The organism is Acetatifactor aquisgranensis, assembly GCF_943193215.1.
Taxonomy (GTDB): Bacteria; Bacillota; Clostridia; order Lachnospirales; family Lachnospiraceae; genus Acetatifactor; species Acetatifactor aquisgranensis.
On the sequence record NZ_CALPDH010000101.1, the window covers coordinates 1 to 1,321 of the forward strand.

Below are 1,321 nucleotides of genomic sequence, written 5' to 3' on the forward strand. Positions count from 1 at the left end.
GGCATAAGAGCCGCAGCATCGTGATGTCTGAGGATATGCGGGCGGTTGTGCGGTCCTATGCCGCGATGCGCGATGCTGCTTTCCCGGAAAACGGATATTTTTTTCCAAGGCCAGACGGCAGTCCGTACACTGCCGCCTGGATGGGCGGGAAGTTCAGGAAGTTTTTTGCCAGGTCAAAGAAAGATGAACCATCTGAACTGCTCCCTCCAGTAAGAGTATACGACCTCCGCCACCGGTTCGCCACAGCGAATTTAAGCCGCTGGCTGGACAGGGGCATCGACATCCATTCACGGCTCCCATACCTGCAGGCATATATGGGGCATAAGGAGCTTGCAGCCACAGCCTACTATATACATCTCCTCCCGGAGAACCTTGTAAGATCTTCAGGGATAGACTGGGACAGCATGAACAGGCTCGTGCCGGAGGTGGAACTATGGGAAAGATAAAAGATCCACAGCTGTTCCTCCTGATCAAGAACTTCCTCCTCGTATATCTGCCGGTGCAGCGGAAGCTGAGCGGGAACACAGTGACCACTTACCGCACTGTGCTGAACCAGTTCCTGGCCCATGTGGCGGGGGCCGAAGGCATACCGGTCATGGCCGTCACTTTCGATATGGTGAACGCGGGTTCCGTCAATGCCTACCTGGACTCGCTCACAGGGGACAGGGGCCTGTCGTCTTCGACCAGGAACAACCGGCTCGCGGTATTGAGGGCGTTCGTCAGCTATGCGGCAGCCTGCAGGCCGGAATATATCAGCCTGTCAGGTGAGCTCTCTGCCATCAAGGTCCGCAAGAGCGACCGCTTTGCCAAAGTGGACTACATGACAGAAAAAGCAGTGGAGGCGCTCCTGAAAGAACCGGATACCCGCACAGCCATAGGGCTGCGCGACCAGATGATCATGGTCATGCTGTATGATACAGGAGCCAGGATACAGGAGGCCCTCGGCATCAGGCTCTGCGACCTGCGGCTTGACAGGACGCCGACAGCACAGCTGTTTGGAAAAGGCCGGAAGATCAGGACAGTCCCCTTGATGGCGAATACAGTAGGGAAGCTGAAGAATTATATCAGCGTCTTTCACAAAAGTGGATCCATGCTTTCAGAAAAGCCGCTGTTTTATGTGGAACGGAAAGGACAGCTGCAGCCCATATGCGATGACACGGTGAGGATCCGCATCCAGAAATATGCGGATGCGGCAAGGGAGAAATGCGGGGACGTGCCAGAAACAGTATACCCCCATCTTTGGCGGCATACCCGTGCCATGCACCTGTACCAGCACGGGATGGACCTGACACTGATCTCCCAATGGCTTGGGCATGCCAGC

The 1,321-nt window shown here is 55.7% G+C and carries 2 protein-coding genes; both read left to right on the top strand.

What is annotated here, in order from left to right; translation table 11 throughout:
- On the top strand, positions 1-446 hold a 446-nt coding region (locus tag NFS35_RS28825), incomplete at its 5' end, for a tyrosine-type recombinase/integrase (RefSeq protein WP_251210385.1).
- A partial coding sequence (locus NFS35_RS28830) for a tyrosine-type recombinase/integrase (protein ID WP_251210386.1) occupies positions 434-1,321 on the top strand: 888 nt, incomplete at its 3' end. The genes NFS35_RS28825 and NFS35_RS28830, both read left to right, overlap by 13 nt.